This is a genomic window from Agrobacterium sp. B1(2019) (genome assembly GCF_008274755.1).
Classification (GTDB): Bacteria; Pseudomonadota; Alphaproteobacteria; order Rhizobiales; family Rhizobiaceae; genus Agrobacterium; species Agrobacterium salinitolerans.
In genome coordinates this window covers 1,394,817-1,406,655 of the sequence record NZ_VTPB01000001.1, presented here as the reverse complement: position 1 = coordinate 1,406,655, position 11,839 = coordinate 1,394,817, and the positions used below count along the sequence as shown (strand labels likewise).

13 protein-coding genes are annotated in these 11,839 nt (G+C 59.5%); 6 read left to right on the top strand and 7 right to left on the bottom strand.

Going from position 1 to position 11,839, the window contains the following annotated elements; genetic code table 11:
• Positions 1-6 precede the first annotated feature (6 nt).
• Both AGR1_RS06970 and AGR1_RS06965 read left to right on the top strand, forming a co-directional pair.
• Entirely contained in the window at positions 7-405 is a 399-nt protein-coding gene (locus tag AGR1_RS06970) for an NADH:ubiquinone oxidoreductase subunit NDUFA12 (protein WP_004441414.1), read from the top strand.
• Positions 406-533: 128 nt separating this feature from the next.
• Positions 534-971: a DUF2155 domain-containing protein gene (locus AGR1_RS06965; RefSeq protein ID WP_080790850.1), complete on the top strand. Its 438-nt coding sequence runs from the start codon at positions 534-536 to the stop codon at positions 969-971.
• A gap of 15 nt (positions 972-986) precedes the next feature.
• On the opposite strand, the gene aat is transcribed toward AGR1_RS06965, so the two are convergent.
• From aat to AGR1_RS06940, 5 genes are all read right to left on the bottom strand, one after another.
• Positions 987-1,601 (bottom strand): leucyl/phenylalanyl-tRNA--protein transferase, encoded by a 615-nt coding sequence (gene aat, locus AGR1_RS06960; RefSeq protein WP_080790849.1) that lies wholly within the window; start codon positions 1,599-1,601, stop codon positions 987-989.
• Positions 1,602-1,607: 6 nt separating this feature from the next.
• Positions 1,608-2,954: an acetyl-CoA carboxylase biotin carboxylase subunit gene (gene accC / locus AGR1_RS06955; RefSeq protein ID WP_077982410.1), complete on the bottom strand. Its 1,347-nt coding sequence runs from the start codon at positions 2,952-2,954 to the stop codon at positions 1,608-1,610.
• A gap of 12 nt (positions 2,955-2,966) precedes the next feature.
• Entirely contained in the window at positions 2,967-3,458 is a 492-nt protein-coding gene (gene accB / locus AGR1_RS06950) for an acetyl-CoA carboxylase biotin carboxyl carrier protein (RefSeq protein ID WP_080790847.1), read from the bottom strand.
• Between the two features lie 25 nt (positions 3,459-3,483).
• Positions 3,484-3,921: a type II 3-dehydroquinate dehydratase gene (gene aroQ, locus AGR1_RS06945; RefSeq protein ID WP_077982408.1), complete on the bottom strand. Its 438-nt coding sequence runs from the start codon at positions 3,919-3,921 to the stop codon at positions 3,484-3,486.
• Positions 3,922-4,046: 125 nt separating this feature from the next.
• A complete protein-coding gene (locus tag AGR1_RS06940) occupies positions 4,047-4,814 on the bottom strand; it encodes a DsbA family protein (protein ID WP_077982407.1) in 768 nt (255 codons plus the stop codon).
• A gap of 173 nt (positions 4,815-4,987) precedes the next feature.
• Here AGR1_RS06940 and AGR1_RS06935 point away from each other — a divergent pair, with 173 nt between their 5' ends.
• The gene (locus AGR1_RS06935; RefSeq protein WP_187772172.1) at positions 4,988-6,145 is read left to right on the top strand and encodes an aminotransferase class I/II-fold pyridoxal phosphate-dependent enzyme; all 1,158 of its coding nucleotides are present in this window, start codon (positions 4,988-4,990) and stop codon (positions 6,143-6,145) included.
• A gap of 24 nt (positions 6,146-6,169) precedes the next feature.
• On the opposite strand, the gene AGR1_RS06930 is transcribed toward AGR1_RS06935, so the two are convergent.
• On the bottom strand, positions 6,170-6,853 hold the full coding sequence (locus AGR1_RS06930; RefSeq protein WP_149146549.1) for a winged helix-turn-helix domain-containing protein: 684 nt from the start codon (positions 6,851-6,853) through the stop codon (positions 6,170-6,172).
• Between the two features lie 74 nt (positions 6,854-6,927).
• On the opposite strand from AGR1_RS06930, the gene AGR1_RS06925 reads away from it, so the two are divergent.
• The 3 genes from AGR1_RS06925 to AGR1_RS06915 all read left to right on the top strand — a co-directional run bounded on the left by AGR1_RS06925 (position 6,928) and on the right by AGR1_RS06915 (position 8,447).
• Positions 6,928-7,254, top strand: a complete 327-nt coding sequence (locus tag AGR1_RS06925) for an NIPSNAP family protein (RefSeq protein ID WP_003521451.1) — start codon at positions 6,928-6,930, stop codon at positions 7,252-7,254.
• Positions 7,251-7,610, top strand: a complete 360-nt coding sequence (locus AGR1_RS06920) for an antibiotic biosynthesis monooxygenase (protein WP_080790842.1) — start codon at positions 7,251-7,253, stop codon at positions 7,608-7,610. The genes AGR1_RS06925 and AGR1_RS06920 overlap by 4 nt, the downstream gene beginning before the upstream one ends.
• Positions 7,611-7,742: 132 nt before the next feature.
• Positions 7,743-8,447: an SDR family oxidoreductase gene (locus tag AGR1_RS06915; protein WP_149146548.1), complete on the top strand. Its 705-nt coding sequence runs from the start codon at positions 7,743-7,745 to the stop codon at positions 8,445-8,447.
• Between the two features lie 90 nt (positions 8,448-8,537).
• Here AGR1_RS06915 and AGR1_RS06910 read toward each other — a convergent pair whose 3' ends face one another.
• On the bottom strand, positions 8,538-11,426 hold the full coding sequence (locus AGR1_RS06910; RefSeq protein ID WP_149146547.1) for a ribonuclease E/G: 2,889 nt from the start codon (positions 11,424-11,426) through the stop codon (positions 8,538-8,540).
• Positions 11,427-11,839 lie beyond the last annotated feature (413 nt).

Here is an 11,839-nt window from a genome sequence, read left to right as displayed (position 1 = left end):
CGTAGAATGAAGACTCTCCTGACGCAAATCTTCACCTGGTGGAACGGCCAGACGATCGGAACGCGGTTTCACACCTGGCGTTTCGGCAAGAAGGTCGGGCAGGACGAGTTGGGCAATACTTATTACGAAGGCGGCACCACCTCCTGGGGCATGCCGCGCCGCTGGGTGATCTACAACGGCTATGCCGAAGCGTCGGCCATTCCGCCCGGCTGGCATGGCTGGATGCATTACCGCACCGACGTGCCGCCGAGCCAGGAAAGCTACGTCGCACGCGAATGGCAGAAGCCGCACCAGCCGAACCTCACCGGTTCGTCCAAGGCTTACCGTCCTCAAGGGTCGCTGGCGGTGGCCGGCGAGCGTCCGCGTGTGACTGGCGACTACGACGCCTGGACGCCTGGCAACTGAGCATTTCAGACGCGCGGTGTTGTGCAAAACACCGCGCCGGCATCCGGCCCACCGGTTTTTGCCACATTCCGCCCTTAGGCGTTGATCCGGTCGGAGTAACGACGTAGGCAAATTTTGGAGACCACTCTATGAGGAAATTCACGCGGGATCGTTCTTTGCGTGCGCTGACAGTCTCGCTGTTTGCAGCGGTCTCTGCTGTTCTCCTCGTATCACCCGTCTCCGCAGCCCGTCTCGAAAACCGCGTCGCGGTGTTCTCCGGCATCGACAAGATCACCGGCCGTATCACGTCTTTCGATGTCTATATCGATGAGACCGTGCAGTTCGGCGCGCTTCAGGTGACGCCGAAAGTCTGTTATTCCCGCGACCAGACGGAAGCCCAGAAGATCGACGCTTTTGTCGAGGTCGATGAAATCACGCTCGACCGCAAGATCAAGCGAATTTTCACGGGCTGGATGTTCGCCGACAGTCCCGGCCTCAACGCTGTGGAACACCCGATCTACGACGTGTGGCTGACGGGCTGCAAGCAGGATTCGGACGTTCCCGCTCCCTCTACGGCAAGCAAATAACCTTACGTAAAGTCTTCAAAATTGTAGACTGGGCCGGTTGACGGCAAGGTCGAGCATTTTCGTATAATCCTGCTTCGGCACGTCAATCGCGCCGAATGTCTTGAGGTGCTCTGTCGTAAATTGCGTGTCGAGCAGGGTGAAGCCCTGCTGTTGCAAGCGCTCCACCAGATGCACGAGGCAAATCTTCGATGCATTGGTGCGGCGGGAAAACATGCTCTCGCCGAAGAAGGCGGCGCCCAGCGAGACGCCGTAAAGCCCGCCGACAAGTTCCTCGCCTTCCCAAGCTTCGACACTATGGGCGTGGCCGATCTGGTGCAACTCGCTATAGAGACGGCGGATGACGGCGTTGATCCAGGTGCTCGGTCTGTCCGGCGCTTCCGCCGCGCATCCAGCCATCACCGCTTCGAAGGCGGTGTTAAAGCGAATCTCGAACGGCTTCTTGCGCATCGCCTTGGCGAGGCTTTTTGAAACATGAAAGGCGTTAAGGGGAATGATGCCGCGAATTTCCGGCTCGACCCAGAACAGTTCCGGATCATCGGCCGAATCGGCCATGGGAAACAGGCCGGCTGAATAGGCGCGCAGCAGAATATCGACCGTTATGTCGTTATTTCTGCTGCGCCGCCCAGCCATATCGTCTTAGTGAGACGCGTCACCGGCCAGATATTTTTCCAGCCAGTGAATATCGTAATCGCCGTTCAGAATATCCTCGTTTTGGAGAAGATCCTGGAAAAGCGGCAGTGTTGTCTTGATGCCGTCAACGACGAACTCATCCAGCGCGCGACGCAGGCGGCGAATGCACTCGTCACGGTCGCGACCGTGAACGATGAGCTTGCCGATCATGCTGTCGTAATAGGGCGGGATCTTGTAGCCCTGATAGGCGCCAGAATCAACGCGCACACCAAGACCGCCCGGCGTGTGGAAATAGGTCAGCGTGCCCGGCGAGGGAACGAAGGTGCGCGGGTCTTCGGCATTGATTCGGCATTCGATGGCGTGGCCATGGAATTCGATATCCGCCTGCGTGACCGACAGGCCCTGGCCTGAAGCAACCCTGATCTGTTCCTGCACGAGATCCATGCCGGTGATCGCTTCCGTCACTGGATGCTCCACCTGCAGACGCGTGTTCATTTCGATGAAATAGAACTCGCCGTTCTCATAAAGGAACTCGATGGTGCCGGCGCCGCGATATTTCAGCTTGCGCATGGCGCTCGCACAAATCTCGCCGATCTTCATACGCTGTTCGACGGTCAGAGCCGGCGAATTGGCTTCTTCCAGCACCTTCTGGTGACGGCGCTGCAACGAGCAATCGCGTTCGCCAAGGTGAACGGCATTGCCTTCGCCATCGCCAAACACCTGCACTTCGATATGGCGCGGCTTGCCGAGGTATTTTTCCATGTAGACCGCGTCGTTGCCAAAGGCTGCTGCCGCTTCGGAGCGGGCCGTCGCAACGGCCTCTTCCAGATCGGCTTCGGTCTTCGCCACCTTCATGCCGCGACCGCCGCCGCCCGCCGTCGCCTTGATGAGGACGGGAAAGCCGATTTCGCGGGCGATCTCAAGCGCGTTTTCAGGCTTCACTTCGCCATCGGAACCGGGAACAACGGGAATACCAAGCTCCATCGCCGTCTGCTTGGCGGTGATCTTGTCGCCCATGATGCGGATATGTTCGGCGGTCGGTCCGATGAAAGTGATGCCGTGCGCGTCGAGAATATCGGCGAACTTGGCGTTTTCCGACAGGAAGCCGTAACCGGGATGAACGGCGTCCGCACCGGTGATTTCGCAGGCCGCAACGATCTGGTGGATGTTGAGGTAGCTGTCACGCGAGGGCGGCGGGCCGATGCAGACGCTCTCGTCGGCAAGGCGCACATGCATGGCATCCGCGTCGGCCGTGGAATGCACGGCAACCGTCGGAATGCCAAGCTCCTTGGCGGCGCGCAGGACACGTAGCGCAATCTCGCCGCGGTTGGCTATGAGGATCTTCGAAACCATGCTGAACCGCCTTTATTCGATGACCACGAGGGCTTCGCCATACTCCACGGGCTGAGCGTCGTTGACGATGATTTCCACGACCTTGCCGGACTTGGGAGCCGGAATCTGGTTCATGGTCTTCATGGCCTCGACGATGAGGATGGTCTGGCCTTCCTTGACCGTTGCACCCACTTCGATGAAGGGACGTGCGCCCGGGGCAGGCGAAAGATAGACCGTGCCGACCATCGGCGAGGACACGGTGTTGGCCGGGTTGCGGGCAGGTGCTGCGGAGGCCGCAGAGGCGACCGGCGCGGCTGCGGCCGGCGCAGCAACGGGGGCTGCCGCCGGTGCTGGCGCATAAGGAGCAGGCGCTGCGGCATAGACCGTGGCGGCGGGAGCGGCGCGGGAAACGCGGATGCGCAGGTCGTCCTGCTCCACTTCGATTTCCGAAAGGTCGGTATCGTTGAGGATATTCGCGAGTTCGCGGATCAGTTCCTTGTCGATACCCTGTTTCTTTTCAGACATGACAAACCCTATTCTTTGTTTCTTTTTATGCCGTGATGTTTTTCAGCGCGTGAAGCGCCATGATGTATCCATATGGTCCGAAACCGCAGACCATGCCTTTAGCCGCGGGTGATACCATCGATTTGTGACGGAACTCTTCGCGGGCGTGGATGTTGGAAATGTGCACTTCCACGACGGGCGTGGAAATCGCGCGAATGGCGTCATGCAACGCGATGGATGTGTGGCTGTAGGCGCCGGGATTGATGACAACGCCAGCCGCCCGCTCGCCCGCCTCCTGCAACCAGTCCACCAGCACGCCTTCGTGGTTCGACTGACGGAATTCCACTGCGAAACCGAGATCGGCACCGGCTTGAAGGCAATCATTCTCGATGTCCTTCAGCGTCTTGCCACCATAGATACCCGGTTCCCTTTTTCCCAGCATGTTGAGATTGGGGCCGTTGATGACGATGATGATGTTGCTCATTCACGTTTCCATAAGAAAATCAGCGACACCTATAGACTGCGCAGCCGTCAAGGAAAAGCCCCCGCAAGCCCTAAACCGGCCGCTGGGCAGGCATCTCACAGGGAATGCAGTGGCTTTTTTAGCAATCAGGAGCAGGTGGCTTTTCCACAGCTGCGCATATTGGCGATTTTTTCCTTCAGAGGGTCGGCGCCGACCGCACCGAAAACCGCCTCGTCACCGACGATATAGGACGGCGTTCCGGTGATGCCGAGGCTGTTGGCCAGCTTGTAGGTTTCCTGCACCTGCGCATCATTCGGGTTTTCCGCCATCGACTTGCGGATGTCTGCTTCCTTGAGGCCGAGCGAGGTCGCGACTTCCATGGCGCTGTCCTCATTCGCCCGTCCGCGACCACCAAGCAGGGTGCGCTGGAACTCTGCGTATTTGGCCGGAGCAAGCAGCTTCACGGCGTTGGAAACGCGGTGCGCGGCAACCGATTCCGGTCCGAGGATCGGGAATTCCTTGAGGACGACGCGCACCTTCTTGTCGCCCTCCAAAATCGCGTCCATATCGCCCATGGCGCGTTTGCAATAACCGCAATTATAGTCGAAGAACTCGACCAGCGTCACATCGCCATCCGGGTTGCCGAGCGCCAGATCATATTTTGATTCGAAGATGGTCTTCTTGTTGTCGGCAACGGCTTCCGCCGCCTTGGCGTTGCGCGCCGCATATTGCTTGCGCTCAAGCGCGTCCTGAACCTCGAGCATGATCTCCGGGTTCTCGATCAGATACTGCTTGATGAACTCGCCCATTTCCTTCTTCTGCTGCTCGTCGAGCGCATGGGCGGGCAGGGAGGCGAATACCGTTGAAAGGGCCGTCACGCTGGCAAGAAGGGTGGAACGGAGAAAATGCGCCATATCGGTCCTCATTCTGTGCGGCCGGAGCCTCTTGAAATCTTATGAAGGCAATTACCTTACTTTAAGCCAAATGCCATACGGCAAAAATACTTGTCCGCATTATGATCGCATGATTGTGAAGATTGTGATTCTGCGGCAAGTCTGCGAAATACGGTTCAGGAAAGAGCATGCCCTTGATTACGATGTCGAAGCGGAGCGCAGTCGAACCCTTTCACGCCATGGATATTCTGGCGGAAGCGAACAGGCGAAGGCAGGTGGGCCGCCCCGTCATTTCCATGGCGGTCGGTCAGCCCTCCCATCCTGCACCGAAAGCCTCGCTTGCGGCGGCTGAGGCTGCGCTGAAGCATGGGCGGATCGGCTATACCGATGCGCTCGGCCTGCGTGAGTTGCGGGAGGCGATCGCCGGTCATTACCGACTGCGCCACCAGGTCGCCATCGATCCCGCCCGCATCGCCGTGACAACGGGCTCATCTGCCGCCTTCAACCTCGCCTTTTTGAGCCTTTTCGATTCGGGCGATTACGTCGCCATCGCAAGGCCCGGCTATCCGGCCTATCGCAATATTTTGAAGGCTCTCGGCCTCAATGTCGTGGAAGTGCCGGTCACGGCCGAAACGGGTTATACGCTGACGCCGGCAAGTCTTGAGCGGGCGGAGACAAAGGCCGGTTGCAAGCTGAAGGGCGTGCTTCTGGCAAGCCCGGCCAATCCAACCGGCACGGTGACCGGCCGCGAGGCTTTGAAGCGGCTGGCCAGCTACTGCGAAAGCCGCGACATGGCTTTCATTTCCGACGAGATCTATCACGGCCTCACCTTTGTCGGGGAAGAGACGAGTGCGCTCGAAATCACCGGCAATGCCGTGATCATCAACTCCTTCTCCAAATATTATTGCATGACCGGCTGGCGCATTGGCTGGATGGTTCTGCCTGAAAATCTGGTCCGCTCCGTCGAATGTCTGGCCCAGAGCCTTTATATTTCCGCGCCCGAACTGTCGCAGCTTGCGGCGACGGCAGCCTTTTCGGCGGCGGAGGAACTGGATGTCTATAGGGAAAGCTATCGCACCAATCGCGATTTCCTGATGGCGCGTCTGCCGGAAATCGGCCTGCCGCTCGCATCCCCCATGGATGGGGCTTTTTACGCCTATGTCGATACCAGCCGCTATTCCAATGACAGCATGGACTTCGCCAGGCGCATGCTGGCGGAAATCGATGTGGCGGCGACGCCGGGCATGGATTTCGACCCCGAGGAGGGCCATCGCGCGCTGCGCATTTCCTATGCGGGTTCCGTGTCTGATATCGCCGAGGCCGTTGGACGTATTGCAGGCTGGCTGAAATAAGCCAGGATCATTTGCTCTGGGAGATCAGGCGGGCGTGCAGCCAAAGGTGCTGTTGAACGCCTTTTCACCCTTTGCAGTGAAGGTCAGCACACGGCCGTTTCCGCGCCGCAGCCAGTCGCGCTGCTGCATGGCGTCGAGAAGCGATGCGCCAAGTCCGCCGCCGAGGTGATGGCGGCGTTCGCTCCAGTCGAGGCAATGCAGACAGACCGGGCGACGGGCCTTCTCGAGCGGCGAAAGATCAATGCCGAAGCTCGAGAAGAAGTCGCGCCCGCTCTCCGTAAGGGCAGGATCGTCACCTGACGTCACAAACCCCTTGGCGGTAATGGCGACAAGCAGCGACACGCCGCTTTCTCCGGCAAGATGGTCGTAACAGATGCGCGCTTCCCGCAGCGCCTTGTCCTTCGGTCCCGTGCGGACGCGGACTGCGCCCGTGCGCTGGGCAAGACCCATCAACGCTTCCAGAACATGCGCCACATCCTCGTCGGAAAGACGGAAATAGCGGTGACGCCCCTGTTTTTCCGCTTTCAGGAGTTGCGCCTCGGAGAGCTTTGACAGATGCCCGCTGGTGGTCTGCAGGGTCACGCCAGCGGCTTCGGCAAGCTCGCTTGCGGTCAGCGCACGTCCGTCCATCAGCGCCGTCAGGATGTTGGCGCGGGCAGGGTCGCCGATCAGCGCGGCGACATTGGCGATCAAGGGGCCGTCTTTCATGCTTCGATGGTAACCGAAGCATTGATGCAAAGCAATGGCGTAAAAGAGAGAGGCAAAATACGAGGAGACAAACGATGCTGACCTGTTTCATCCGCTACGAGATCGATCCTTTCAAGGTCGATGCTTTTGAGCGATATGCCCGCACATGGGGTGAGGCGATACCGCGCTGCGGGGCCGATCTGATCGGTTATTATGCGCCGAAGGAGGGATCGAGCACCATTGCCTACGGTGTCTACAACATCGAAAATCTTGCGGCCTACGAAGCCTACCGGGCACGGCTCGCCGCCGATCCCGCGGGGCGGGAAAACTACGAATTCGCCCGCCGCGAACAGTTCATTCGCCGAGAGGACCGGCTTTTCCTGCGTCTCGCCTCCGCTCCGCACGCCGGAGGCGGGCAATGATTGCCGTTATTTTCGAGGTCTGGCCGGCTGAAGGCGAGAAGCAGCATTATCTCGACATCGCGGCAGGCCTGCGGACTGAACTGGAAACCATCGACGGTTTTCTGTCTGTCGAGCGGTTTCAAAGTATCGGTAATCCGGACAAGATGCTCTCTCTGTCCTTTTTTCGGGATGAGGAGGCGGTGAGGGCGTGGCGCAACACCATGCCGCATCGCGCCGCGCAGTCGCTTGGCCGGTCCGGCGTTTTTTCCGATTACCGGCTGCGTATTGCGCAGGTGATCCGCGACTACGGCCTGGAGGAACGGAAGGAAGCGCCAGCCGACAGCCGGAAAGCCCATCCGGCAGAGGGAAATGGCTAGGTTGACATTTTCAGCATCAGTTTTTCCGCACGCCGCTGCAAGGCTTTCTGGATCGAACTCGCCTTTGAAACCGGTTATAGATGGGCCAGTGTGGTGCGGGACACCCTGAATTTATGGGCAAGGAGAAAAGCGATGTCGGCGGAAAAAGTAGCGATTGTAACGGCAGGCGGCAGCGGCATGGGGGCTGCCGTGGCGAAACGTCTGGCCGCGGATGGCTACAAACTCGCGATCTTGTCCTCTTCCGGCAAGGGAGAGGCGCTGGCGCAGAAGCTGGGCGGCATCGGCATCACCGGCTCCAACCAGTCCAATGACGATCTCCAGCGGCTCGCTAATCTGACGCTCGAAAAATTCGGACGCATCGATGTGCTGGTCAACAGCGCCGGCCATGGCCCGCGCGCCTCCATCCTCGATATTGCCGACGAGCAATGGCACACCGGCCTCGATGTCTACCTGATGAATGTTATTCGTCCGACGCGGATCGTCGCCCCCGTCATGGTGAAACAGAAAGCGGGCGCCATCGTAAACATCTCGACTGCCTGGGCTTTCGAACCTAGCAGCATGTTCCCGACATCCGCCGTGTTCCGCGCCGGCCTTGCCTCCTACACCAAGATTTTCGCCGATACCTATGCGGCCGACAATGTGCGCATGAACAATGTTTTGCCCGGCTGGATCGACAGCCTGCCGACGACGGAGGAGCGCCGAGAGAGCGTGCCGATGCAGCGTTACGGCAAGAGCGAGGAAATCGCCGCCACCGTGGCTTTTCTTGCGTCTGAAGGGGCAGGGTATATTACCGGGCAGAATATCCGGGTTGATGGCGGGCTGACGCGGTCTGTTTGACGGATGCCTATATCGATCCTCATTCTTGCATCGACAAAACAAAACGCCCGCAACGATGTTGCGGGCGTTTTTTATTCAGTGTCACTTCTCTCAGAAGAAACCTTTGCGCTGCCACCAGCCGCCCTTGCGCGGCTTCGGCTCGTCGCCTTCAGACGTTGCGGGTGAGCCGGAAGAGGTCACCACCGGCTCCGAATGCGAGACATTGCTGCCCCGGTTCGCGCGGACCTTTTCTTCGTTCGCCGTTGCTTCCGCTTCCGGAGCGAGATCGGCCGAGGCTTCACCTGCTTCTTCGATGGCGACGTCGGCAACGGTTTCCTTGACGATCACCGGCTCCACCGTTTCAACGGCTTCTGTCTTCGGTGCTTCTTCGGTTTCAGTCTTTACTTTCGCCTTGCGGGTGCGGCGCGGCTTTTTCGGTGCTTCAACCTCAACGACGTCGGCGACTGCACCTTCCACCACTTCGGCGGCGGTCGGTTCTTCATTCACGGATGCTTCGGCGGAAACCTCTTCGCTTTCGCCTTCCTCGCCGGCTTCGGCGTCCGCGGCGTCGAGTGCCTCGTCTTCCGCACGGTTGCGGCGTCCACCGCGCTTGCCGCGACGTCGGCGCTTGCGCTTGCCATCCTCATCGGACGCCAGTGCTTCCGCTGTACCATTTTCGTTTTCAGCATCGGCCTCATCGGTTTCGACGCCGTCGTCGTCACCTTCGGCATCATCGCCTTCGGACTGGGCGTCAAGCGCGCCGTTCTGATCGTTCTGACCGCCCTTGCCGCGACGACGGCGGCGGCGCTTGCGCTTGCGCTTGCCTTCCTCACCATTGTCGCCCTGCTGCTGGCGCGGCTCGGAGGTCTGGGCCTTGACGATTTCTTCCTCGTCTTCGTCCTCTTCCACCTCGGCGACGAAATCGTCTTCCTCTTCCACGAAGTTCGGCAGCATCTGGATGAGGCTTTCGATCTTCACCGGATTTTCGACGGCTTCACCGCGATCGATGGCGAAATGCTGCGCACCGACGCCGGCGTCGGCAGCGATGATGATGGACACACCGAAGCGGCCTTCATAATCAACGATGGTGCCGCGCTTGTGGTTGAGCAGGTAAAGCGCCGTTTCCGGCGTGCAGCGCACGGTGATGTTGTGGGTGGTATTGCGCAGCAGATATTCCTCGACGCCACGCAGAACATGCAGGGCGATGGAGGATTCCGAGCGCACATGGCCCGTGCCGCCGCAATGCTGGCAGACCTGCGTGGTCGATTCCAGCACCGAAGCGCGAATGCGCTGGCGCGACATTTCCAGAAGGCCGAAATGCGAGATGCGGCCGACCTGGATGCGTGCCCGGTCGTTCTTCAGGCAATCCTTGAGCTTCTTCTCGACAGCGCGGTTGTTACGCTTTTCTTCCATGTCGATGAAGTCGATGACGACAAGACCGGCAAGGTCGCGCAGACGCAGCTGCCGCGCCACTTCTTCCGCCGCCTCGAGGTTCGTCGTCAGCGCGGTTTCCTCGATGGAGTGCTCGCGGGTCGAACGGCCGGAGTTGACGTCGATCGAAACCAGCGCTTCCGTCTGGTTGATGATGAGGTAACCGCCCGACTTCAGCGTGACCTGCGGCTGCAGCATGCGGTCGAGCTGGGCCTCGATACCGGAGCGCGAGAAGATCGGGTGAATGTCGCGGTAGGGCTGAACCACCTTGGCGTGGCTCGGCATCAGCATCTTCATGAAGTCTTTCGCTTCACGATAGCCTTCTTCGCCCGAAACGATGATCTCGCCAATATCCTTGTTGTAGAGATCGCGGATCGAACGCTTGATCAGCGAGCCTTCCTCATAGACGAGGCAAGGGGCCGTGGAATTCAGCGTCAACGTGCGGACATTTTCCCACAGACGCATCAGATATTCGAAGTCGCGCTTTATTTCGACGCGAGTGCGGTTGGCGCCGGCGGTGCGCAGGATGACGCCCATGCCCTGCGGCACGTCCAGATCGCGCGCGATTTCCTTCAAGCGCTTGCGGTCGGCCGGCTGGGTGATCTTGCGGGAAATACCGCCGCCACGCGCCGTATTCGGCATCAGAACGGAGTAACGGCCGGCAAGCGACAGGTAAGTGGTCAGCGCCGCACCCTTGTTGCCGCGTTCTTCCTTGGCAACCTGCACAAGAAGAATCTGGCGGCGCTTGATGACTTCCTGGATGCGATACTGCTTGCGCGGCTTGCGGGCGACGCGGTCCGGAACCTCTTCCATGGCGTCTTCGGCGCCGACGGATTCGATCACTTCCTTCTCGTGATGATCGTCATCGTCGTCGTCATCGTCGTCATTGCCGCGGCGAAGCCCCTCGACTTCCTCGGAAATGGTGTCGGTATCGACCATGGCGGCCATTTCGCCGCCGGCGCTGCCCTCATCTTCGGAGGAGGCTTCGGCAGCCTCGGCTGCCGCTGCTTCTTCTTCCGCAGTCTTCTTCTTGGCGCGGGGGCGGCGGGTGCGTTTCTTCGGCTTTTCTTCCTCAGCGGGTGCTTCTGCCGGGACGACCTCGACGGCCGCTTCTTCGGAAACCGTTTCCACGACGGGTGCAGCTTCTTCCGTGACAACGGTCTCGTTGGTTTCGCTTGCGGAAACAATGCCGACATCCGGCTGATCCACCTGCGAAAGGTCGATCATGGGCGCACCGGGCTCGGGAGCGTCGGCGGATTCGAAATCGTCGCTGCGGCGATGATCCTCGGCTTCTGCTTTCAGCAGTGCCTGTCGGTCAGCGAGCGGGATCTGGTAATAATCCGGGTGTATTTCCGCAAAGGCGAGAAAGCCGTGGCGATTTCCACCGTAATCAACGAAAGCCGCCTGAAGCGAGGGTTCAACGCGGGTGACCTTGGCAAGATAGATATTGCCGCGGATCTGTTTCTTGTGCTCCGATTCAAAATCGAATTCTTCGATCCGGTTCCCACGGACAACGACTACGCGTGTCTCCTCTTCGTGGGAGGCGTCGATAAGCATTTTGTCTGCCATGTAAGCTGTGCTCCTCGGCGCAGCCTTGTTTTATACGAGAACAGGCCCGCCAAACGGACGAGCCTTTCATATGAGTGCAAGGATGTGCCGGAAATGAAGTCTCCTGCCGGGCGTCTGTAAACTGGCAGCATCCGGACCGACGGCGAGGCGCTTGGCCTGCTCCTGGTATCCGGTTCATGTGAAAACTGCTGCGACATCATTGGCCAGGCGGAACGACAATAATATATAGACCCCTTGGGATCCGATGAATTTGCTCTCCTCAGAGCGGCGGTGGCAACGCCACCGGGTAGGTCTCCGGCCACGGCCGGAATTGATCGAGTTTCAGGATAAATGTAACGACGGCAGATGATTGCCCGATTTGCAGCGCCAGCGTCTTTTTCGATTGGCAGCCGGCGGGCATCTATCCCGTCAAC

Coding starts and splice junctions, on each gene's coding strand:
- accC (WP_077982410.1), bottom strand. CDS start 2,954: ATGGTTTCGAAGATCCTCATAGCCAACCGCGGCGAGATTGCGCTACGT.
- AGR1_RS06940 (WP_077982407.1), bottom strand. CDS start 4,814: ATGGCGCATTTTCTCCGTTCCACCCTTCTTGCCAGCGTGACGGCCCTT.
- AGR1_RS06925 (WP_003521451.1), top strand. CDS start 6,928: ATGCTGACCTGTTTCATCCGCTACGAGATCGATCCTTTCAAGGTCGAT.
- AGR1_RS06965 (WP_080790850.1), top strand. CDS start 534: ATGAGGAAATTCACGCGGGATCGTTCTTTGCGTGCGCTGACAGTCTCG.
- AGR1_RS06930 (WP_149146549.1), bottom strand. CDS start 6,853: ATGAAAGACGGCCCCTTGATCGCCAATGTCGCCGCGCTGATCGGCGAC.
- aat (WP_080790849.1), bottom strand. CDS start 1,601: ATGGCTGGGCGGCGCAGCAGAAATAACGACATAACGGTCGATATTCTG.
- AGR1_RS06915 (WP_149146548.1), top strand. CDS start 7,743: ATGTCGGCGGAAAAAGTAGCGATTGTAACGGCAGGCGGCAGCGGCATG.
- aroQ (WP_077982408.1), bottom strand. CDS start 3,921: ATGAGCAACATCATCATCGTCATCAACGGCCCCAATCTCAACATGCTG.
- AGR1_RS06970 (WP_004441414.1), top strand. CDS start 7: ATGAAGACTCTCCTGACGCAAATCTTCACCTGGTGGAACGGCCAGACG.
- AGR1_RS06910 (WP_149146547.1), bottom strand. CDS start 11,426: ATGGCAGACAAAATGCTTATCGACGCCTCCCACGAAGAGGAGACACGC.
- AGR1_RS06920 (WP_080790842.1), top strand. CDS start 7,251: ATGATTGCCGTTATTTTCGAGGTCTGGCCGGCTGAAGGCGAGAAGCAG.
- accB (WP_080790847.1), bottom strand. CDS start 3,458: ATGTCTGAAAAGAAACAGGGTATCGACAAGGAACTGATCCGCGAACTC.